The sequence below is a fragment of the Myroides guanonis genome, assembly GCF_900114085.1.
Classification (GTDB): Bacteria; Bacteroidota; Bacteroidia; order Flavobacteriales; family Flavobacteriaceae; genus Flavobacterium; species Flavobacterium guanonis.
In genome coordinates this window covers 15156-36064 of the sequence record NZ_FORU01000015.1, presented here as the reverse complement: position 1 = coordinate 36064, position 20909 = coordinate 15156, and the positions used below count along the sequence as shown (strand labels likewise).

General features: G+C 34.0%; 22 protein-coding genes. 4 read left to right on the top strand and 18 right to left on the bottom strand.

Going from position 1 to position 20909, the window contains the following annotated elements:
• Window position 1 precedes the first annotated feature (1 nt).
• The 14 genes from ureG to cphA all read right to left on the bottom strand — a co-directional run bounded on the left by ureG (window position 2) and on the right by cphA (window position 11940).
• Window positions 2-640, bottom strand: a complete 639-nt coding sequence (ureG, locus tag BM024_RS11655; protein WP_090680516.1) for an urease accessory protein UreG — start codon at window positions 638-640, stop codon at window positions 2-4.
• Window positions 641-651: 11 nt separating this feature from the next.
• On the bottom strand, window positions 652-1341 hold the full coding sequence (locus tag BM024_RS11650; protein ID WP_090680512.1) for an urease accessory protein UreF: 690 nt from the start codon (window positions 1339-1341) through the stop codon (window positions 652-654).
• Window positions 1342-1347: 6 nt separating this feature from the next.
• Complete coding sequence (locus BM024_RS11645; RefSeq protein WP_090680509.1) at window positions 1348-1842, bottom strand: urease accessory protein UreE; 495 nt, start codon at window positions 1840-1842, stop codon at window positions 1348-1350.
• Window positions 1843-1909: 67 nt separating this feature from the next.
• Window positions 1910-3631 (bottom strand): urease subunit alpha, encoded by a 1722-nt coding sequence (ureC, locus tag BM024_RS11640; protein ID WP_090680505.1) that lies wholly within the window; start codon window positions 3629-3631, stop codon window positions 1910-1912.
• A gap of 2 nt (window positions 3632-3633) precedes the next feature.
• Entirely contained in the window at window positions 3634-4002 is a 369-nt protein-coding gene (gene ureB / locus BM024_RS11635) for an urease subunit beta (RefSeq protein WP_090680502.1), read from the bottom strand.
• A gap of 14 nt (window positions 4003-4016) precedes the next feature.
• Window positions 4017-4319 carry an urease subunit gamma gene (gene ureA / locus BM024_RS11630; RefSeq protein WP_090680499.1) on the bottom strand — a complete coding sequence of 101 codons (303 nt, stop codon included), beginning with the start codon at window positions 4317-4319 and terminating at the stop codon, window positions 4017-4019.
• Between the two features lie 231 nt (window positions 4320-4550).
• The gene (locus BM024_RS11625) at window positions 4551-4763 is read right to left on the bottom strand and encodes a hypothetical protein (protein ID WP_143077767.1); all 213 of its coding nucleotides are present in this window, start codon (window positions 4761-4763) and stop codon (window positions 4551-4553) included.
• Between the two features lie 119 nt (window positions 4764-4882).
• Window positions 4883-5383 carry a GNAT family N-acetyltransferase gene (locus BM024_RS11620; RefSeq protein ID WP_177190208.1) on the bottom strand — a complete coding sequence of 167 codons (501 nt, stop codon included), beginning with the start codon at window positions 5381-5383 and terminating at the stop codon, window positions 4883-4885.
• Complete coding sequence (locus BM024_RS11615; RefSeq protein WP_090680490.1) at window positions 5376-6158, bottom strand: ABC transporter ATP-binding protein; 783 nt, start codon at window positions 6156-6158, stop codon at window positions 5376-5378. The genes BM024_RS11620 and BM024_RS11615 overlap by 8 nt, the downstream gene beginning before the upstream one ends.
• Window positions 6155-7156 carry a FecCD family ABC transporter permease gene (locus BM024_RS11610; protein ID WP_090680487.1) on the bottom strand — a complete coding sequence of 334 codons (1002 nt, stop codon included), beginning with the start codon at window positions 7154-7156 and terminating at the stop codon, window positions 6155-6157. The genes BM024_RS11615 and BM024_RS11610 overlap by 4 nt, the downstream gene beginning before the upstream one ends.
• A gap of 68 nt (window positions 7157-7224) precedes the next feature.
• Window positions 7225-7686: an urease accessory protein UreE gene (locus tag BM024_RS11605; protein WP_090680483.1), complete on the bottom strand. Its 462-nt coding sequence runs from the start codon at window positions 7684-7686 to the stop codon at window positions 7225-7227.
• A gap of 4 nt (window positions 7687-7690) precedes the next feature.
• Complete coding sequence (gene hypB, locus BM024_RS11600; RefSeq protein WP_090680479.1) at window positions 7691-8401, bottom strand: hydrogenase nickel incorporation protein HypB; 711 nt, start codon at window positions 8399-8401, stop codon at window positions 7691-7693.
• A 12-nt stretch (window positions 8402-8413) separates the two neighbouring features.
• Window positions 8414-8758, bottom strand: coding sequence for a hydrogenase maturation nickel metallochaperone HypA/HybF (locus BM024_RS11595; RefSeq protein WP_090680476.1), 345 nt, complete (start codon window positions 8756-8758; stop codon window positions 8414-8416).
• A gap of 554 nt (window positions 8759-9312) precedes the next feature.
• Window positions 9313-11940: a cyanophycin synthetase gene (cphA, locus tag BM024_RS11590; RefSeq protein ID WP_090680720.1), complete on the bottom strand. Its 2628-nt coding sequence runs from the start codon at window positions 11938-11940 to the stop codon at window positions 9313-9315.
• Window positions 11941-12081: 141 nt separating this feature from the next.
• Here cphA and BM024_RS11585 point away from each other — a divergent pair, with 141 nt between their 5' ends.
• On the top strand, window positions 12082-12972 hold the full coding sequence (locus BM024_RS11585; RefSeq protein WP_090680472.1) for a cyanophycinase: 891 nt from the start codon (window positions 12082-12084) through the stop codon (window positions 12970-12972).
• On the top strand, window positions 12969-13808 hold the full coding sequence (locus BM024_RS11580; RefSeq protein WP_090680469.1) for an isoaspartyl peptidase/L-asparaginase: 840 nt from the start codon (window positions 12969-12971) through the stop codon (window positions 13806-13808). The genes BM024_RS11585 and BM024_RS11580 overlap by 4 nt, the downstream gene beginning before the upstream one ends.
• Window positions 13809-13842: 34 nt before the next feature.
• Here the strand turns inward: BM024_RS11580 and BM024_RS11575 are convergent, their stop codons facing one another.
• On the bottom strand, window positions 13843-14448 hold the full coding sequence (locus BM024_RS11575; RefSeq protein WP_090680466.1) for a hypothetical protein: 606 nt from the start codon (window positions 14446-14448) through the stop codon (window positions 13843-13845).
• A gap of 386 nt (window positions 14449-14834) precedes the next feature.
• Between BM024_RS11575 and BM024_RS11570 the strand changes: the two genes are divergently transcribed.
• Complete coding sequence (locus BM024_RS11570; protein ID WP_090680463.1) at window positions 14835-16313, top strand: catalase; 1479 nt, start codon at window positions 14835-14837, stop codon at window positions 16311-16313.
• A 174-nt stretch (window positions 16314-16487) separates the two neighbouring features.
• Here BM024_RS11570 and rho read toward each other — a convergent pair whose 3' ends face one another.
• Window positions 16488-18377 (bottom strand): transcription termination factor Rho, encoded by a 1890-nt coding sequence (gene rho / locus BM024_RS11565; protein WP_090680461.1) that lies wholly within the window; start codon window positions 18375-18377, stop codon window positions 16488-16490.
• 188 nt (window positions 18378-18565) lie between these two features.
• Between rho and BM024_RS11560 the strand changes: the two genes are divergently transcribed.
• Complete coding sequence (locus BM024_RS11560; RefSeq protein ID WP_090680458.1) at window positions 18566-18982, top strand: DUF4293 domain-containing protein; 417 nt, start codon at window positions 18566-18568, stop codon at window positions 18980-18982.
• A gap of 41 nt (window positions 18983-19023) precedes the next feature.
• Here BM024_RS11560 and BM024_RS11555 read toward each other — a convergent pair whose 3' ends face one another.
• On the bottom strand, window positions 19024-19533 hold the full coding sequence (locus BM024_RS11555) for a metallophosphoesterase family protein (RefSeq protein WP_090680455.1): 510 nt from the start codon (window positions 19531-19533) through the stop codon (window positions 19024-19026).
• A 29-nt stretch (window positions 19534-19562) separates the two neighbouring features.
• Complete coding sequence (locus tag BM024_RS11550) at window positions 19563-20831, bottom strand: M64 family metallopeptidase (protein WP_090680452.1); 1269 nt, start codon at window positions 20829-20831, stop codon at window positions 19563-19565.
• Between the last annotated feature and the right edge of the window lie 78 nt (window positions 20832-20909).

Here is a 20909-nt window from a genome sequence, read left to right as displayed (position 1 = left end):
TCTATCGTAATAAATTTGGTTCTTCAACATCTTCTAGAAGTGCGTATTTCTTAATCCAACCAACAATTTCTTCTAAACCTTCACCTGTCTTTAGATTAGAAAACAAAAATGGTGCACCCTTTCTCATCGCTCTTGCATCACTTTCCATGACACCCAAATCAGCACCTACATAAGGGGCTAGATCCATCTTATTGATTAACAACAAATCAGAACGCGTAATAGCAGGCCCTCCTTTTCTAGGTATCTTTTCACCAGCTGCTACATCAATTACAAAAACCGTAATATCTGCTAAATCGGGACTGTATGTAGAAGATAAATTATCACCCCCACTTTCTATCAATACCAATTCTAAATTTGGAAATCGAAGATCTAATTCATCTACAGCTTCTAAATTCATACTAGCATCTTCTCGAATAGCTGTATGTGGACACCCTCCTGTTTCTACACCTATAATTCGATCCTCAGGTAAGAGACTGTTCTTGGCCATGAATTTAGCGTCTTCTTTAGTATAAATATCATTGGTTATAACAGCCAAATCATATTCGTTCATCAAACGACGACTCAATCGCTCTAGTAGTGCTGTTTTACCAGAACCCACTGGTCCACCAACTCCTATTTTTATATATTTTCTTTCTTCCATTTTCTAATTCTTTATGATAAATACAGTCTTGAATACAATCGTTCGTGTTGCATACAACGGATATCTATTCCAATATTACACATACCAACTAAATTGCGATCCAATTCTAAAGACTCCTTTACCAGTTTTTCCAAATCTTCGTGAAGTTCAAAGAGTATATCTTGTCCGTCTAACTGTCCTAATGGAACTAACTTCACTGCATTTGTCACCATTCCAATAGCTGCATTGTAATAAAACCCATGCATAGCTTCTTCTAATGGTACTTTCATAAGTGCAGCAAAAACTCCAAATAGAACGCAGTAATGGGTATTACATTCCCTTTCACGAATCCATTTCTTCCATTTTTCAATGATTGGGTTTTCTATATAGCGTGAAAAAATCTTAAACAATCTCAAACCTAACTTTTGACTAGATACTCGAACTTCCATTGGACTTTTTAAAGCTTCACATTCTTGATCTAATTTCAAAAGTTCATTTACATCCTCTGCCATAGTAGCATCATAAGCCAATTTCATTAATGCAGCATCATTGTATCTTAGATTGTACCAAAGATTATTTTTTACATATTCCGCGGCTGAAACTTTATTGTTTACCAATCCATTTTGCACATAGGTCTCCAGTCCATTTGATTGTGTATAACCTCCAATCGGCAAGGTGGGGTCTGATAAATGTAAGAGCTTTCCTATAAATGAATGTTGCATATCGTTTTACTTTATAATCAGTTTAAGTTTGGTTGTCTTAGAATGGATGGTTTTATGATGGTCAGGATTCACATTTGCTTCGAAAGGCTTTCTCAATGAGGCTATTCCCTTGATAGGAATAAAACCTAATGACTCTAGCCATTCAAATGTATTCTTCTCAAATGGTAATAATAAACTCCCATCTTCCCAGTACAATGGTAAATGCTTATTCCCAATTTCATAGGCAGCTTCTACCATTGCAAATACATTATCAGATTTTAAAATTATAACTTCACAGGGTAAAATATTTACTACAATACGTTTATTCTCATCTTCATAAAGTACATCATCTTGTCTTAATCGTTGTTCTTTTCCCAGAAATCGAATTGCTATTTCATCACCTTGTTCTGTATGTAAGCGTTGTAATCTTTTACTAACTTGATACCAAGCAATTGACAACTCATCGATTTCTTTATCGTTGTGTTCTTTTTCTAAAGTATATAATGCTTTACTTACAATCATAATCCACCTACTTACTAAGAATCAATCTCTTTTTAAAAATATTATTATCTAAATACTTTTAAAAAATCTAAAACAAGAAGTAACGTTGTCCCAAAGACACTTCATCTATTGGAGCACAAGTAATCACCTCTCCATCAACACTTACTTCATAGTTCTCTGGATTTACCTCTATAACTGGTGTTGCATTATTGTGAATCATATCTTTTTTAGAAATTGAACGACACCCTTCAACAGGAAGCAATTCTCTTTCAATACCGTATTCTTCTTTTATTCCTTTTTCTATGGAAATTTTAGATACAAAGTTAAAACAGGTTTTCAGTACAGCCTTTCCGTATCCTCCATACATTGTTCTAATTATAATAGGTTGTGGAGTTGGAATAGAAGCATTAGCGTCTCCCATTTTAGAAGCCACAATCATTCCTCCTTTTAATATCATTTCTGGTTTTGCTCCAAACAATGCTGGTTTCCAAATAACTAAATCCGCAATCTTGCCTTTTTCTATAGAACCTACATACTTAGAAACTCCGTGAGCAATAGCAGGATTGATAGTGTATTTTGCCACGTACCTCTTCGCTCTGAAATTGTCATTTCCTGTCCCTTCATCTTCTGGCAAAGCTCCTGTTTGCTTTTTCATCTTATCAGCAGTTTGCCAAGTTCGCAAAATAACTTCACCTACTCTTCCCATTGCTTGGGAATCGGAGCTCATAATACTGAAAACACCTCTATCTTGTAAGATATCCTCCGCAGCGATGGTCTCTGGTCGAATTCGTGAATCTGCAAATGCGACATCCTCTGGTATATCCTTACTCAAATGATGGCAAACCATTAGCATATCTAAATGCTCATCAATAGTGTTTTTTGTAAACGGACGTGTTGGATTTGTTGAAGCGGGTAATACATTCGGATACATCGCTGACTTAATAATATCAGGTGCATGTCCTCCTCCTGCTCCTTCCGTATGGAAAGTATGAATCACACGACCATTAATCGCTTGCATAGTATCTTCTAAAAAGCCTCCTTCATTCAATGTGTCACTATGAATGGCTACTTGAACATCATATTTATCTGCCACAGATAAAGCTCTATCAATAGTTGCTGGAGAAGCTCCCCAATCTTCATGAATTTTAACTCCTAAAACACCTGCTTCTATTTGCTCTATAATAGGCGCTTCTGTTCCAACATTTCCCTTTCCAAAGAAACCAAAGTTCATAGGTAAGTTTTCAACTGCTTGAAACATACGCATGATATTGTATTTACCAGGAGTAACCGTTGTTGCATTAGAACCATCAGCAGGTCCTGTTCCTCCACCAATCATAGTAGTCAATCCGCTATATAAGGCCGATTCGATTTGAGTAGGACTGATGTAGTGAATATGTGTATCTATACCTCCTGCTGTTACAATGAATCCTGCTCCTCCATGCACTTCTGTTGAAGCACCAATAATCATGTTGGGATCTACACCATCCATAGTGTCTGGATTTCCTGCTCTCCCTACTCCTACTATCTTTCCATCTTTTATTCCAAGATCCCCTTTCACAATCCCCCAGTGATCTATAACAATTACTCCAGTAATAACCATGTCCAACACTCCTTCATCACGAAGTTTTGTAGAAGACTGCATCATTCCATCGCGAATTGTTTTCCCTCCTCCAAATTTGGATTCATCTCCATAACTTGCAAAATCCTTTTCTATTTCAATGATGATATCTGTATCTCCTAAACGCAAGCGATCTCCAGTTGTTGGGCCAAATATCGCACTGTAGTTTAATCTATTTACTTCTAAACTCATGATTATTTGTTTTTAAAAAAGTTTTTCTCCACCAGCTTCATCGCAGCAGCCTTCGCTTCTTTCGATAAAGTCTCTCCATTCACTAAGTCATTATGACCATATATTTCTCTAGTTCCAGCATAAGGGACTAACTCCACTACTTTTACTTCTCCTGGTTCAAAACGCACTGCTGTACTTGCAATGATATTTAAACGCTTACCGAATGATTTCTCGCGGTCGAAACTCATCATTTTGTTTACTTCAAAAAAGTGATAGTGAGACCCAACTTGTATAGGTCTATCTCCCATATTCACAACTTCTATCTGGGTCACTTCTCTTCCCTCGTTGCAAATAATGTCTTCGTTTTTAATAAAATACTCTCCTGGAATCATCTCTAAACTCTAATTTATCGTATTGGATTTTGAACAGTTACCAACTTTGTCCCATCGGGAAAAGTGGCTTCAATTTGAACATCAGAAATCATTTCTGGAATTCCTTCCATAACGTCTTCTCTGGTCAATAGCGTAGCTCCAAATTGCATTAAGTCTGCTACAGTTCTTCCATCTCGCGCACCCTCCATCAATTCACTGCTGATATAGGCTATGGATTCTGGATAATTCAATTTTAAACCTCTAGCTTTTCTTTTTTTGGCCAACTCACCTGCTAAATGCAACAGGAGTTTTTCCGTTTCTCTAGGTAATAAGTGCATACCGTTAACTTTTAAAAATTAAATAATACCTTAGCAATCGATATCAAAAAACATCAATTATTCTATAAAATACCCTTAAAAATAAGTAATTTTTGACTACTACTCTCACACATTTGTCATAAATAAAAACTTAGACCAAATGGCAACCATAGTAAAATTCTGTTTTAACTGTCTGAAGAGACAATTTCACACCTCATCGGAACGTTCACTCGCAAACGCACTTCCGAATGGTTATACGGGTCGCATAAATTCCTTTACACGTTTCACTCCTCTCTGTTCCCAAAGAGATTGTCTCCATAAACCATTGAATAAAGAGCTTTTAGGACTACTCTTATTCAATTCAACCTTTTGAAAATCAATCCATAACTGTACCCAACCTACCTGAGTTTGTAGATTCTTTTGAGCTAATTGCAGCACACTAAAATACAGTTTTGATAATTTCATTTTTATTGGTGTATTCATCTCAGAATTACCATGCAAAAGTACCTCTATAGAACTACATTAACTAGTACAAATCAGGACTTTGCTAGTCCTAAAGCTACAAGATTTAAAGCATTATAGCTTTATATGCTTAAATCCATATGTAACGTAACAAACCCCGCTTCCACAGTCTGTTTAATAAGATGAAAAAGCTGTTTTTCCCAAAACACCTGAGCTCCAGGTAAAAAAGGATGAGTATGCAAATACATAATTTCAATCCCCTTATTTTTTGCTACTGTATAAAGCTCATTAAATAAAGTTGTGCCTAAGCCATGACGTCTATATTCAGTTTGTACAAAAAGTCGAGTAACCTCAACAATTTTTTGTTCACCATATTTTAAAACCTCAAAACGACGATCGTATTCTCGCATTCCAATAGTTCCAATCAAAGTACCTTCTTTTGTTCGAGCTATTAAAAACGAACTTTTCGGATCATCTATATAAAATTCCTTAAATCGCTCTAAATCTATAGGTAAAGGTTTATCATCCAACATAGGAAACAACGAACTTCTACATTGCAACACAAAAGAATAAATTTCTGCCAAGTCTTTTAATTGAAGTTTTTCAATTACTATATTAGTCATCTTTCGCATTAATTAAAGGCATAAAAACAGCTTTACCTTGATGAAACAATTGCCCTAAAGCTAATTTATAAGTTTGTTCTAATCGTTGCTTTAACTCAGTGGTATCTAAATTGGTTATCTCAGACAGTTTTGCATTCTCCATGAGATAAAATGAATCTCCGTACATCATAGCTAGATTAGGATCGTGCATTACACAAATTACCATAGTTCCCTTATTAGCTAAATCTCGAATGCAATCCATCACTTTTACTTGATAATTTAAATCCAAATGATTTGTTGGCTCGTCCAACAACAAAACATCTGGTTTCTGAACCAAAACCCTACAAAGCAAAACCAACTGTCGCTCTCCACCAGATAATGAAGTATAACTTTGGTCTTTCAGCTCCCATAAATCAAAGCTTTTAAGAGTCTCCTCTACAATCTCATAATCCTTTTTTGAAGGAGAAAAATTCGAGAATGCCGATCGCCCCGTAAGCACTATATCAATTACCTTATAAGGAAAAGTTGTCTGGTGAAATTGATTCATAAAACCAATTCTAACTTCCTGATTTTTCCCTAATTTAATTTCTTTTCTATTTAATCCTTCTATATGTACATTCCCAATATAACCACTCTCAAGACCTGCTATTATCTTGAAAAGAGTAGATTTGCCACTCCCATTTCTTCCCAGTATTACAGATAACTTACCGCTTGGAAATTGAGCATAGATTTCATCCAAAACTTGAAGTTTTCCATGATTGAACGAAACTTTATCTATTATTACACCTTTTCTCATGCATTCCAATTCATTATGTTTTTACGCATTAAATAGATAAAAACAGGTGCGCCGATTATCATTGTAAACACCCCCACAGGTATTTCAAATGGCATTACAGCCCGAGAAAAATTATCAATAACTAATAAAAATGTTCCTCCAATACTAAGATTAGCCCAAACATTTATATGATTACTCGGTCCAAATAACATTCTACTTATATGAGGTACTATTAAACCAAATAAACTAATTACTCCAACTGCCGCAACAGAAGAAGCTGTAATCATAGTAGCCACACTTATTAAAATCAGTTTTAACCACTTAGGATTCACTCCTACGGCTTTTGCTTCATCATCTCCTAAAGACAACAAATCAAGCTTCCACCTCAACATTATAATCACTCCCAATCCAATAACTATAGGAAAAAATGCGGTATGAAGTTTTGCCCATGATGCAGTATGAAGATTCCCCATAGTCCATTGAACAATAGCTTGTAGTTTATACGGATCGCTAAGATATTGCAACACCGTTAATAAGGCCGTAAATACACCAGAAACAATAATTCCAGATAACACCATTCCAATCAATGAAGCCTTTTGTCCTGCATACGAAACAGCATAAGTCATTGCAACAGCGCATACACCAAAAAAGAAAGCGGTAAAATTTAAAGATAAAACAGGAATTAACATTGCCAAAGCGGCTCCAAAAGCCGCACCTGATGATATTCCTAAGGTAAATGGATCAACTATAGGATTTCTAAAAATCGCCTGCAAGACCCCTCCTGAAGTCGCTAAAGCAGCCCCAACTAAAAAGGTTAAAAGAATTCTAGGTAAACGAACTTGCCAAAGAATCGTTTCAATAGGAACATCATGTAATAAGTCTGAACTTGAAAAATAGTTTATTATATATTGAGTAAGTTCCTGTATACTCAGATTTTCAGTTGCCCCTAATTGTAATGACCCAATAATTACTAGTATAGGAGTCAACCACAAAGCAATAATCCTTAATTTATTTTTCATCTATTTTAGATACGAAAAAATCCATTTTTAAAACACTCTAAACAGTTTACACTCATCACCCCTTCTTCTTAGGAATTCTTATTTAACAACTTATTTTCACTCAATAATTGTGTCTCTTCTAACACAATGAAGTTTTGGAATTTAGCTTTCAACTGATCAAACAAATTACCATCATAAGGAACCAATAAACAATTGCTCTCCGAATCAATAAACACAGGCAAATGACGGTTTCCAATATAATAACAAAAATCACTCAACATCTGTAAATCATCTGTACAAATCTTAATAGCTAGACATGGTTTAATTCTTATAACAGCTATACAACTACCGTTACTCCACAAACTATCCCCATCATTCCATTTCTGCCGTTGTTGTTTTTCCAGTTCTAGAAAAAAACCTTGCACAGAAGTCCTTCTGATTAACCTTTTATTTGTCTCAAACCATTCTAGTTCCAATATATCTGTACTACCACATACACTTTGCTCAACGCTTATTACAGCATCGATTTTTATGATTTCTAATGGATTCATTCTTTTATTCTGCCAAAGCTGCTTTTTCTTTTTTAAGTTTTACTTTTTCTTCTATCCATTCACACCAAACATCAATCCCTTCTCCATTTAAAGTACTTATAGTTTGAACTTCAATATTTGGATTAACTTCTCTTGCATCTTGAGTTACCGCATCCACCGAAAAAGGAACATAAGGAAGTAAATCAGACTTAGAAACTAGCATCAATTCACTGGTTAAAAACATTCTAGGATATTTTTTAGGTTTATCATCTCCTTCAGTTGTAGCCAATAAAGTCACCCTATAATCTTCTCCTAAATCAAATGCAGAAGGACATAGTAAATTCCCCACATTCTCTATAAACAACACATCTACTCCCTCTAAGTTTATATGATCCAGAGCTTGTAAAATCATTTGTGCTTCAATATGACACATACCTCCCGTTACAATCTGCAAAGCATTAACACCCGCCTCACGCATTCTAATAGCATCTCGTTCTGTTTCTGGATCTCCTACCAAAACAGCCATATTAAGTTTGCTAGCTAAACGCTTCCCTGTTTCTTGCATCAATGTAGTCTTTCCAGAACCTGGAGAAGAACACACATTTATTACACAAACGTCTTTCAATCGTTCGCGAATCGCTTTAGCAACAAAATCATTTGCTTTTAATAAGTGTAACGTTGTATTATCACATTCTAAAGAACCAACGCGGTTTCCTAAACTTTTGGGATTTGACATCTCTTTTAATTTTTAAGATTGTTTGAAAATAACTTTCGAAATGAATAACTCATTTCCTTGAACTATGTTTGTGGAAGGTGTTCCACAGGAACAAACAAAACGATGAAACTCGACTTTAAAATCCTTATCACAATTATCACAATGAGCAATAATATCATTGACCACCACCTCTAAATCCATATCATTATACACTTCATTGTCATGTATGAATGCATCAAAAGCATTTTGAATCAATATAGGCTGTACATTAGATAAGAGTCCAGCTGTAATCTGTACTTTTTGAATATCATTAATCTTTGTTTGATAATGCTCTTCCAAAGTGCTAAAAATATCCTTCACTATCGATAACTCGTGCATAGTCCAAATTTATTTTAATTTTAATAAAGTCTACTTAAACACTTCATAAGTATCTAAATAAACACTTAGATTCTCAAATTTATGGTTTTTCAATCATATTTCCCTGTCTTTATTACTCTTAAAAGCACAGAACACAATTATTTCCTTAAATATTCACTTATACTTTTCGGTTAAAAAACAACACAAATATTACATCCTACTTCTTTCTAAGAACAAAACCATAAGAATCTAATAACTAATTTATTAAAACTCATTTATAGCACAAAAGTACTACTATATTATCATAACAAATAGCACAAATCAGGAATTTGATATCCAAAAATAGGTCTTAAGCACTGCCTATCGAAAGGTAGTATAACATCAATTAAAAAACAGATAACAAAAACTCTCCCATTAACAAATTTATAGTCAAAACGCACATTAGGGTATTTTGCGAAAGACCGAATCCAAATCAACGGCAGCTTTAGTACTTAACACCGTTAAATTGGAATGGGTTTAAAAAATTTTAATCCCTTTATAACAAATCCTTTTCTCAAATAAGAGGTTTTGGCTAATTATGAAATACGAGATAAGCCTTGTTCTTTATCAAGATAGGACTGAACAATATCAATAGCATTAGAAACTACGTCGCAAAGAGCTACAATATAATTACCTTGTTCTGCAATAGAGATTGCATGTTCAATAGCTTCTAATTCTTTGGGGATTATTTCATAGGTTCTTTTTTGATTACACTCACCAATTCCCTTTAAAAGCAATCCTTCTATTTCCTTATCTGTTCTTCCTCTCAAATGTCTTTCCTGACGAATAATTATATGGTCAAACATTCTTGCAGCAATTCTACCACAAGCTATAATATCTTCATCTCTTCGGTCTCCAACTCCAGCTATGATACCTATTTTTTTGGTTGCTTCAACTTTTGCCAAATAATCTTCGATTGCTAAAAAACCTGGGGGATTATGAGCAAAATCAATCATTACATTAAAATTCTGAAATGCAAACACATTAAGTCTTCCAGGAGTATGCTTAGGTCCTGGTATAAAAGATCGAAGTGAATTTCTTATCCCCTCTAAATCGAAACCAAAAAGATATGTAGCCAAAGATGCTGCTAACACATTTTCAATCATGAATTTTGCATTACCATCCATAGTTAGTGGGATATTCTCTATTTTTTCTAATTCAATTACTTCTTCTCCCTTTAGTATTGTAATATATCCATTATCACACACCGCAACGACCTTATTATTATCAATTAATCTCCTAACAACTGCATTATCCTTATTCAACGCGAAATAAGCTGTATTGCAATTCAACTTTTTTTCTAAACTTAAACAATATGGATCTTCTCCATTTAAAATTGCCCAACCATCTTTTTTAACCGTCTCAACTACTACTGATTTTATTCGAGTTAAATCTTCTAATGTATTAACGTCCTTCAACCCCAAATGATCTTCTTTAATATTTGTTATTATTCCAATATCACATAAATCAAATGCTAAGCCCGATCTTATAATTCCACCTCTAGCCGTCTCCAACACTGCAAACTCTACTGAAGAATCTTTCAGAATATAGGAAGCACTAACAGGCCCTGTCGTATCTCCCTTTTCAACCATTCTATCTTGAATATAAATACCATCAGAAGTAGTAAACCCTGTTATATATCCTGCGTTTCTAACGATATGTGCTATTAATCGAGTAGTGGTTGTTTTTCCATTAGTGCCAGTGATTGCTATAATAGGAATTCGAGAAACTTTGTTTTTAGGATATAGCATATCAACAACAGACGCAGCTACATTCCTTGGCACTCCCTTAGATGGAGCCAGATGCATTCTAAATCCTGGAGCTGCGTTAACTTCTAATACTACACCTCCATTTACAACTAATGATTCATCAAGACTTGGTGCCATAATATCAATTCCACAAATATCTAGACCAATAACTCTAGAGATACGCTCTGCCATCCAAACATTATCAATATGCATATCCTTAGTAACATCTATGGATGTAGCTCCAGTACTCAAATTAGCAGTTGACTTTAAATAAATTATCTCTCCTTTATTAGGAACAGTATCAAGGTTCATATTACTTTTAGAAAGCAAAGCAAGTGTTAGACTATCTATTACAATTTTAGTTAAGACATTTTCATGCCCCATTCCTCTTCTAGGATCTTTATTCGTCTCTTCAATTAATTCGAGAATGGTTTTAACACCATTTCCAATTACATGAGCAGGAATTCGCTTTGCTGCGGCTACAACTTTATTACCCACAACTAGAATTCTAAAATCAAAACCAGATATATATTTTTCAACAATAACAGAATCGCAGTATTTCTTTGCAAAATTCAAAGCTATTTTAGCTTCTTGTATATTACTAACGTTTATCGTTGCTCCTTTTCCTTGATTTCCGTCCAAAGGTTTTACCACTATAGGAAAACCTATTTCTTTAATAATATCTCTCATGCCTTTCAAATCCACACACTTCCCTCCAGCTGCTACTGGAATAGAAGATTCTCTAAGCATTGTCTTTGTTTTCCCCTTATCACATGCAGTTGTTACAGCCAAATAACTAGTCGTATCTGTTATAGTTGCTTCAATTCTCCTTTGATTTATTCCATATCCTAACTGAACAAATGATTTATTATTTAATCGCATCCATGGAATATCTCTATCTACGGCTTCATCAACAATACTTTTGGTAGAAGGTCCCAACGCATTCTTTCTAAAAATAGTTCTTAGGTTTTCAATATCTAACTCTAATTCATAAGGAACTCCATCTATTAACGCTTGAGCAATATTCACTGCCGCACTTGCAGAATATACTCCAGCCTCTTCATTAATACAACTAAAAATAACATTATACGTACCGGATGAATTAGTTTCTCTTGTCCTTCCAAACCCTGTATTCATCCCTGCCAGTGTTTGAATTTCTAGTGCAATATGCTCAACAACATGTCCCATCCATGTCCCCATTCGAACTCTTTCAAAAAAACCTCCTACCTTCCCTTCCGAACATTCATGTTCATATAAAGACGGAAGCAGACTCTCAATTCGTTCCAAAAAACCATTAATTGTATTTGTAGGACGATCCTCCATCTCTACTAAATCTAACCGCATTTGAATAAGTTTTTTCCATTTAATACTCCAAACATTCGGTCCGTTTAAAACTTGTATACTCTCAATTACCATATCGATGTTTTTTACCATCAATTTACAAATAAAATAACGATTACCTTAATTTTTACCCGCATTTAATATATTATCATCAATAGCAACAGCCTTTTAAATTTTATTTATTACATTAGACTTAAATAGATAACTATAACTATTATGAGCATTAAAGGAAAGTTAATTATAGTAGGAGGAGGCATAAACACTGGTCATTTCGAAGGTGTCGATAACAGTATAATTAATCAACAAAAAGACTTTTTCTTCCAAAATGGCATCTTAAAGAAAGTGATCGACGAATCTAAAAATGGAAAGAATTCTAAAATAGAAATAGTTACAACAGCCTCCCAAATCCCACTTGAAGCTGCAAAAATATACAAAACTGCATTTGAAATGCTTGGAGCGGTTAATGCTAATCATTTATTTATTGAAACGCGGAGAGATGCCTTAGATTCTGATAAATTAAAAAGATTAACAGAAGCAGATGTAGTTCTTTTCACTGGAGGAGACCAATTGCGATTAACATCTACAATAGGTGGAACTATATTTCATCAAACATTATTAAACAAATACTATCACGAAGAGTTTTTATATGTAGGAACCTCTGCGGGAGCCGCAGCCGCAACTTCTAATATGATTTATGGTGGTTCAAGTTCAAATGCTCTTCTAAAAGGATCGGTTGAGATTAATAGTGGACTAGGACTTATAGATTCTATTATAGTAGACACACATTTTATTCACCGAGGAAGAATCGGAAGACTCTTTCAAGCAGTTGTAGGAAATCCAATGAAAATAGGTATAGGTTTAGGAGAAGATACTGGACTTGTTATCTTAAATAATAACAAAATGACAGCTATAGGATCTGGGAACATCATCCTAGTAGATGGCAGAGAAATAATGGACACAAGCCTTACACAAGTATCTATAGGTCAACCCATATCTATTAGCCATCTAATTTCTCATGTGATGACAAGAAATGATGTTTTTTACTTAGATGAAAACAAAATTGTTATCCAAGACTCTCAATATAAACAACAAAATTTTGAAGCATGAAAATAATTATTCACGGTGGATTTTTCTCAGAGTATTTTACTGATAAAGCTTCTAGAGTACAGAAGCAGAAAGCTCTAAAAACCATAGTAAAAAAAGGTTTCGATTTTTTGACAAATCATTCTGCTGTTGAAACAGTCGCCTATACAGTTTCATTACTAGAAAAAGACCCATTATTCAATGCAGGGACTGGATCTCAAATCCAATCCGATGGAATCATAAGAATGAGTGCAGCCATCATGGATGGTCAACTACTTAAAATGGCAGGTGTTGTAAATATAGAGGAAGTAGAACATCCTATTCTTATTGCTCAAAAGTTACTCGACTATGAAGATAAAACTCTTGGTGGATTAGAAGCAACCGCCTTTGCTAGAAAATTGGGATTCAAACAATTCAATCCAGAAACTAAACAAAGAAGAGAAGAATATGAAAACAAGAAACTTTCTTTACAGACAAGTACAGTTGGCTGTGTATGTTTAGATAAAAATGGGCATATAGCTGTAGCTACCTCAACCGGTGGTAAAGGATTCGAAACACCTGGAAGAATATCTGATTCTTCGACTGTGGCAGGAACCTATGCAAATACTTATTGTGGGATTAGTTTAACAGGTATAGGTGAAGACATAGTAAACAATGCAATGGCAGCAAAAATCGTTACTCGAGTAACCGATGGTATGAATATCCAACACGCCTTTGAAAAAAGCTTTAACGAACTTAAAGAACAGAACGGTTTTGCTGGAGCAATTGGGATTGATAAACATGGACATATTTATCATCAAGATAGTGAACCAACTATGGTTTATGCTAGCTATGATGGAGAATTATTCGATGTTTTTTAATAAACTCTACAATGATTTCTATTAGAAATCGTCATTATTGCCTTTTACCTGACTTCTTATATCCTGCATACCATAAATTTAATCCTGCATAAGCAATAACCCATTCAAAATTTGAAGGAAAGACCACAACATCTTGACGTCTTGTATTAAATAAAACATCCTCATCTACCTTTAACAGTTGATGTAATGAAACCTCAATCACAACAGCATACTTGAAATAATAGACATATACCTTTTGATCTACCAAACACATAGTTGTTATTAAATTTCTAAAAGTATCTTGTACATTTGAAGAACTAGAAATCTGAGAAACCTCTGGCTTATAATAAAAACCTTGAATAGATGGGTACTGATTATTAAATTCTGCCATTAATGAAGACGATTTTTCAAATTCAAATTGTGCTTCTAAAAAATTAAAACTTTTATACGGCGCTTTAGAGAATAATACTTTTAAATAAGAACTCCACTCAGGTACCACTCCAGTCAATTCTACGACTTTATAAGGAACTCTTTTTTTAGCTAAATGATTTAATAATTCTAGATAAGGGTCTATCTCACGAATAACAAACTCCTTAATACTAATTAATAATCGCATTACAAAACGGTGTGATTCAATTTCAATTCTAACTCGATTTCCCATAAGTTTTAATGTTTAAAAATCTCATAGACTTTATACTTAATTTTTCCAAACCTTCTAATTAATCTATCTTCTTAGTAGTAAAGTTAATTAGCATAGCTACCAATCACAATACCTATTTATAGGTATTTTTTTTAGCATTTTTCACACTATATCTTATTTATTATTAGTTTCTCATAATTCATGATCCTACCTTTCATTATTTAAAACAATATTATAATCATTAAAAAATTAAACCTTATTCATAGAACCCTTATACATAACAAAAACCAATCGATATTAATTAAATCGATAGCTAATTTCTATAAACGAATCAAATCAAACAATTTAATTAATTACTATATTGAGATATTCAATTGTAGATTCGCATTACAATAAAAAATATAAATATGAAAGACAATAACCTAACTACCGCTTCTGGGAGACCTTATGTAGACCATGAAGATTCTTTAACTGCTGGACCAAGAGGTCCAATACTCTTAGAAGATTACATTTTACACGAAAAAATGGCGCATTTTAATAGAGAGCGCATTCCTGAACGTGTTGTACATGCGAAAGGTTCAGGTGCACATGGTACATTTACAGTTACGAATGACATAAGCAAATACACTAAAGCAAAATTATTTAATGAAATTGGAAAACAAACTCCTGTATTCCTACGTTTTTCAACCGTTGGAGGTGAAAAAGGATCTGCAGATAGCGAGCGTGATCCTAGAGGTTTTGCCCTAAAATTTTATACAGAAGATGGCAATTGGGACTTAGTTGGTAACAATACACCAGTATTCTTCATTAAAGACCCTAAGAAATTTAGCGACTTTATTCATACCCAAAAAAGAGACCCTAGAACCAATATGAAATCACCAACTATGGTATGGGATTTTTGGTCATTAAATCCTGAAAGCTTACACCAAGTTATGATTCTGATGACGGATCGCGGTACTCCTAATGGTTATAGACATATGAATGGATATGGAAGTCACACATTCTCAATGATTAACTCCAACAATGAACGTCACTATGTGAAATTTCATTTTAAAACAGCACAAGGTATCCAAAATTTAACCGGAAAGCAGGCAGATGAAATGAGATCAAAAGACATGGACTTCGCTCAAAGAGATTTATACGAATCTATTGAAAACGGAAATTTCCCAAAATGGAATTTGAAGATTCAGGTAATGACTGAAGATCAATCTAAAACATATCACCTTAATCCTTTTGATCTTTCAAAAGTGTGGCCACATGGAGACTTCCCGTTAATAGATGTTGGTGTATTAGAATTAAATCAAAATCCTAATAACTATTTCCAAGACGTTGAACAAGCTGCTTTTGCACCAGCACATATAGTTGATGGAATTGGATTTTCTCCAGATAAAATGTTACAAGGTCGTTTATTATCATATCCTGATGCACAACGTTATAGATTAGGAACCAATTACGAGCAAATTCCCGTAAATCGTTGCCCATATGCTACAAATAACTACCAGAGAGATGGTCAAATGCGTATAGATGGTAATGGAGGAAGCAATCCGAACTATTATCCAAATAGCTTTGACAACATTCAAACAGACTCAAGCTATAAAGAACCTGCAAAACAGTTAGATAGTGTTTTAGCAGACCGTTTTGACAGAAATGCAGAAGGAGAAAATGATCACTATACGCAACCAGGGAATTTATTCCGATTGCTTTCACAGCAAGACAAAGAAAACACAATCAACAACATTGTAGGGGCTATGAATGGTATTGATGGACCAAAGCGTGAAGAAATCATCAACCGTCAACTTTGCCATTGGTTTAGAGCAGATGTTAACCTAGGAATGGCAATTGCTAAGGGATTAAACATTCAAATAGACCCAAGTCTTTTAAGATAACCCCCTTAACTATCAGTAATTTCATCTTTACTAAATTCTAACGTACAAAGGCTCGTTTTTTAAACGAACCTTTGTACGTTTCATTCTTTTTTAGTTTCCAAACACTCTAACAACAAAAAAGGCCGTTTCCTATAGGAAACGGCCTTCTTACTATTTATAAAGAAAACGACGATTTTAATCATTCATCGTTTTCAAAAACTCATCATTATTATTTGTTTTACGCATTCTATCAATAATAGAATTCATAGCTTCCACAGAATTCATGTCCGCAATATAATTTCTAATTGCCCACATACCTTGCAATACATTTGGCGATAATAACAAATCATCTCTACGTGTACTTGATGAAGTTAAGTCTATAGCAGGGAAAATACGTTTATTAGATATTTTTCTATCTAATTGTAGTTCCATATTACCAGTACCTTTAAATTCTTCAAAAATAACTTCATCCATTTTAGAACCAGTATCTGTTAAAGCAGTAGCAATAATACTTAGTGAACCACCATTCTCAATATTACGAGCAGCACCAAAGAAACGCTTCGGTTTTTGCAATGCATTGGCATCTACTCCTCCACTTAGTACTTTTCCAGAAGCTGGCTGTACTGTGTTATAAGCTCTTGCCAATCTTGTAATAGAATCCAAAAGAATTACAACATCATGTCCACATTCAACTAATCTCTTCGCTTTTTCTAAAACAATATTAGCAACTTTCACGTGACGTTCTGCAGGTTCATCAAATGTTGAAGCAATAACTTCTGCATTAACACTACGTTGCATATCAGTAACCTCTTCGGGTCTCTCATCAATTAATAAAACTAATAAATATACCTCAGGATGATTAGCTGCAATAGCATTCGCGATATCTTTTAATAACATCGTCTTTCCCGTTTTAGGCTGAGCAACTATCATTCCACGCTGCCCCTTACCTATTGGAGCAAACATATCCATGATACGTGTAGATATAGTACTTCTCTTTTCGTCTAATTTGAATTTTTCTTCAGGAAATAGAGGTGTTAGGTGCTCAAATGCAACACGATCACGAACTACTTGAGGATCAAAGCCGTTAATCTTTGAAACACGCACCAATGGAAAGAATTTTTCTCCTTCTTTTGGAGGTCTTACAACTCCTTTTACAGTATCACCCGTTTTTAAACCAAATAAGCGTATTTGTGATTGAGAAAGATAGATATCATCAGGAGATGATAAATAATTATAATCAGAAGAGCGCAAGAAACCATATCCATCAGGCATCATTTCTAGAACTCCTTCACTCTCTATAATTCCGTCGAACTCATAATCTGGTTCTCTAAAATTATTTTTTTTATTCTTGGAGTGATTATTAGAATTATTATTAGAATTACCATTGGTATTGCCATTATTATTGGCATTACCGTTGCTATTTGAATTAGCGTTAGTATTACCATTATTATTGGCATTACTGTTACTATTTGTATTTACGTTGTTGTTGTTGTTGTTGTTGTTGTTGTTGTTGTGCGGTTGGTTAGTGTGTACTTTCTTATGAGTTCCAACAGAAGTTTCTTTCTCTACAACCGCTTCTTTAGGAGTTTTAGCTTCTCCCTCTTTTTTGAAATCAGTTCTCGGTTCTTTTCGAATTCGCTGTCTCACTTGTTTAACAGGAGATTCTTCTTTTTCACCTTCAGTTTTGTCCAATTGAATCTGTTGATTCTCTTCTAACTTAACTTCATCCACCTTATCTTTAACAACTGTATTCGGTGATTTTTTTATTTTATTGTGAACTTCAACTCCCCCTTCAATATTCTTCGCTTTATTCGGTGATTCTTGGGATTGCACTTTTGTCTTCTTAGCTTGAGGTACTGATGCATCCTGTTTTTCGTTAGAAGATTTTTCCGCTTCCACAATGTTTTCTATTGTTACATCTTTAGCTGCTGACTTGATTAGCTCTGGGTTAGCTGCTTGATGATCTAGTATTTGATATATGAGTTCGTCTTTTTTTAATGTTCGGTAACGGTTTATTTTTGCATTTTTAGCAATTTCTTGAAGCTCAGGAAGCTTCATTTCCTTTAATTCAGAAATGTCAAACATAGAAATGTTTATTGATTAAAAATAGATTGAAATAAGTTTGTTGTTTAAAACAGATTGGAATAAGTTATGAAAGTCGTATAATGAAGAACTTACGACTTATACCTGCAATATTACGAATTAATTTCAATAAACAATAGGTTTTTTAAAAAAAGAAACACTATTTTTGTGTTCTTCAAATGTAAAAAAACATGATTCAACGAATTCAAACGGTATATATATTTTTGGTTCTCGTTTTTTCGGGTATACTCCCTTTTGTTTTTCCATTATGGAAAAATGGTAATGGAGATGCTTATTATTTTATGGAGAATCCCTTTTATACAGGTTTATTTGCGCTTTCTGCTACATTGAGTGCGGTTAGTATATTGGGATACAAAAAAAGACAAAATCAGTTTGTATTGAACAGACTTAATATGATATCAAACGTTATATTACTAGGATTATTTGTTTTTCGACTGCTAAGTGTATCTGGAGAAGCTACTCAACTGGTTTCTGAGAAAGGTATTGGGATGTTCCTCCCTATTGTTTCTATCGTTTCATTAGTTCTTGCTAATAGAGCCATCAAGAAGGATGAGGATCTTGTAAAATCTGTAGATCGATTAAGATAAACCTAACATCTTAGTTTATTAGTGCGCTAAAAAACCGAACCCTAGGGTTCGGTTTTTTTATTTTTTGGAAACTCTATCACTTCCATATTTTTTATTTCTGCATCATCAATTACAAATCGCAACATTGTTCTCACTTGATGAAACCCTGAAATACCAGCTGCCCCAGGATTTAGATGTAACACCCCTAAAGTAGCATCAAACTGAACTTTTAAAATATGGGAATGCCCGCATATATATACTTTTGGCTTATGTTTCAATAACTCTTGTTTTACTCGAGCCACATATCTTCCTGGATATCCTCCTATATGAGTCATAAAAACAGTTACCCCTTCACACTGAAAATACAAATCCTCAGAAAATTCACCACGCGCTTCAATTCCATCTATATTGCCATAAACAGCTCGCAAGGGTTTAAGTTTTTTAATTGTATCTGTCACTTCTATAGAACCGATATCACCAGCATGCCATACTTCATCTGCTTGATTTACATATTTTAAAATACGCTCATCAATACAGTTATGAGTATCCGAAATCAATAATATTTTTCTCACTTAATATTTTTAATAATTACAATTTACAACTAGCTTCCCGTATAAAACAAAATCAAATCCGTAATCGCATCCTGACAAATAGAACAAAACTTATCGTATTCATTAGTTCGCATTCTACATTCTAAACTTGCCTTATAGATTTTATTCCCTTTTAATCCTTCATATACACCTATCGGGTATTTGTCATTCAAACTTTGAGGCGTAGGAATTGGTGTTCCATTTTCTAACTTGTCTTTCCATTTAGATTCAAAGTCTACTAATGTGGTGATATTTTGCTCCCATGGTTCTTTTTTTGTAGAAATTAAATCACTCAATACATCATATTCATAAAAATACTCATCCGCTAATCCTGCAAAACTATGACCAAACTCATGTACAACCACAGGTTTAAACTTAGGATTCCCTGTAGTAGTCAAGGTATATGCGTTATAGATACCGCCTCCACCATACACTTCTGTATTTGCTAATATCACAATATGTTCATAAGGTATTCCTGCCAACAAATCATGCAATTGTTTTAAACTATTAGTCGTAAGATATCGTTCCGAATAGAAAGTATCAAAATTAGAAGAAACCGCTGTGTTTTTCCAATCATTAACTCTGGGTACACTTACGCCACTATCTTCAGATATACTTTCTACTGCGTAGAATGTAAATCGATCTGCAAACTCACCGAAAGGTTCATGTTTAAAAATTTCATTCATAGCTGTTTTTGCGTAATTATAAAACAGGCCCATTTCTTCTTTTTTAAATCCCTCAGCAACAAAAACTACTTCAATAGCCTTTTTTGGCTCCTTTGCTTTGTGCAATACAGTATGAGGTGTTATTTTATCAATACCTTTTGTATGTATCAATATATCATCTGGACTAACACTATGTTTTAACTTTACTTCTTCATTTCCACTTGTGTTAAAAAAAACAATTTCAACTACTATATCTTTTTTAGGAAATGGAACTAAAGCAATATTCTCAAAACTTCTAGATATAGTCTTTGCCTCGTCTGTAGACAACCATTCTTGAAAAAGAGTACTAAAACCTTGTGTATAAATTAACTCACCAGAGTCTTTATCATATATACGGACTTGGGCATTTCCCTCCAAAATATTTTCAGATAAATGATGTGTTCTACCTGCCCATTGTGGTAGCGAATTTAGTTCATCTAAAAACACAAACTGTTCATTAGAATTACCCCCAAATACATAATCCAATCGAAGAGTTTTATCCTTAAAATAAGTATCAAAATCTTGAGCCATTACTAAAGAAGGTAAAAGAAACACTAACAATAATTTTCTAAACATAATTATTCATTTGACATTAAAATGTAAAAGTAAAGAAATGATTTCAATCTGCTTAGTCCCATCCATCATAGCTAAAGT

Bases quoted from the DNA above. Each gene is read 5' to 3' on its own strand.
- ureG (WP_090680516.1), bottom strand. From the start codon at position 640: ATGGAAGAAAGAAAATATATAAAAATAGGAGTTGGTGGACCAGTGGGT.
- BM024_RS11650 (WP_090680512.1), bottom strand. From the start codon at position 1,341: ATGCAACATTCATTTATAGGAAAGCTCTTACATTTATCAGACCCCACC.
- BM024_RS11645 (WP_090680509.1), bottom strand. From the start codon at position 1,842: ATGATTGTAAGTAAAGCATTATATACTTTAGAAAAAGAACACAACGAT.
- ureC (WP_090680505.1), bottom strand. From the start codon at position 3,631: ATGAGTTTAGAAGTAAATAGATTAAACTACAGTGCGATATTTGGCCCA.
- ureB (WP_090680502.1), bottom strand. From the start codon at position 4,002: ATGATTCCAGGAGAGTATTTTATTAAAAACGAAGACATTATTTGCAAC.
- ureA (WP_090680499.1), bottom strand. From the start codon at position 4,319: ATGCACTTATTACCTAGAGAAACGGAAAAACTCCTGTTGCATTTAGCA.
- BM024_RS11625 (WP_143077767.1), bottom strand. From the start codon at position 4,763: ATGAAATTATCAAAACTGTATTTTAGTGTGCTGCAATTAGCTCAAAAG.
- BM024_RS11620 (WP_177190208.1), bottom strand. From the start codon at position 5,383: ATGACTAATATAGTAATTGAAAAACTTCAATTAAAAGACTTGGCAGAA.
- BM024_RS11615 (WP_090680490.1), bottom strand. From the start codon at position 6,158: ATGAGAAAAGGTGTAATAATAGATAAAGTTTCGTTCAATCATGGAAAA.
- BM024_RS11610 (WP_090680487.1), bottom strand. From the start codon at position 7,156: ATGAAAAATAAATTAAGGATTATTGCTTTGTGGTTGACTCCTATACTA.
- BM024_RS11605 (WP_090680483.1), bottom strand. From the start codon at position 7,686: ATGAATCCATTAGAAATCATAAAAATCGATGCTGTAATAAGCGTTGAG.
- hypB (WP_090680479.1), bottom strand. From the start codon at position 8,401: ATGTCAAATCCCAAAAGTTTAGGAAACCGCGTTGGTTCTTTAGAATGT.
- BM024_RS11595 (WP_090680476.1), bottom strand. From the start codon at position 8,758: ATGCACGAGTTATCGATAGTGAAGGATATTTTTAGCACTTTGGAAGAG.
- cphA (WP_090680720.1), bottom strand. From the start codon at position 11,940: ATGGTAATTGAGAGTATACAAGTTTTAAACGGACCGAATGTTTGGAGT.
- BM024_RS11585 (WP_090680472.1), top strand. From the start codon at position 12,082: ATGAGCATTAAAGGAAAGTTAATTATAGTAGGAGGAGGCATAAACACT.
- BM024_RS11580 (WP_090680469.1), top strand. From the start codon at position 12,969: ATGAAAATAATTATTCACGGTGGATTTTTCTCAGAGTATTTTACTGAT.
- BM024_RS11575 (WP_090680466.1), bottom strand. From the start codon at position 14,448: ATGGGAAATCGAGTTAGAATTGAAATTGAATCACACCGTTTTGTAATG.
- BM024_RS11570 (WP_090680463.1), top strand. From the start codon at position 14,835: ATGAAAGACAATAACCTAACTACCGCTTCTGGGAGACCTTATGTAGAC.
- rho (WP_090680461.1), bottom strand. From the start codon at position 18,377: ATGTTTGACATTTCTGAATTAAAGGAAATGAAGCTTCCTGAGCTTCAA.
- BM024_RS11560 (WP_090680458.1), top strand. From the start codon at position 18,566: ATGATTCAACGAATTCAAACGGTATATATATTTTTGGTTCTCGTTTTT.
- BM024_RS11550 (WP_090680452.1), bottom strand. From the start codon at position 20,831: ATGTTTAGAAAATTATTGTTAGTGTTTCTTTTACCTTCTTTAGTAATG.